Raw genomic sequence first — 527 nt, 5'->3', positions numbered from 1 at the left:
GCGTTGCCCAGCGTCAGCGCGTCGCCGGTGACGACATAGCCGCTGGTGGAGAACTGCGCGCCATCGATGCTGATCGCACCGCCCGTGTTGTCCACCCGAACCGTGCCGGCCGCGCCGCCGAACAGCGCGAACTGGTTCTGCTTCCAGCCGGTGTTGGTCTTGCCGTTGGCGCCGGTCCAGCTGTCGGACGGATCGTTGAGGGTGGAGTTGCCGAGGCGCCAGATGCCGGAGCCGCCGCTGATCGTGCCGTCGTTGTAGGTGGAAGCATCGCCGCCCGCGCCGTCCCAGAAGCCGAGCGACACGCCCTTGCTGTTGATCAGGTTGATCTCGCCGAGCACGGACGACTGCACGTGCAGGTCGCCGGCCGCCGTGCCTGCGGGCGCTGTGCCGATGTTCAGGCCGTTGTCGATCAGCGAACCGGTGTAGCTGATCAGGCGGTACAGGCCGGGCCCGAAGGTGCCGCCGGGCGATTGCGCCACGTTGAGCGTGCCGTCGAGCACGAGGCCGTTGTTGACCTTGACCAGGTC

At 68.1% G+C, this 527-nt stretch carries 1 pseudogene; it reads right to left on the bottom strand.

Going from position 1 to position 527, the window contains the following annotated elements:
• Nucleotides 1-527 (bottom strand): annotated as a pseudogene (locus AC07Q9_RS31570) (hypothetical protein); the annotation flags it as partial.

The organism is Variovorax sp. GW821-FHT09A10, from assembly GCF_059418385.1.
Note: the sequence above shows the minus strand (reverse complement) of the source record. Positions and strands in the feature narration are given on the sequence as shown.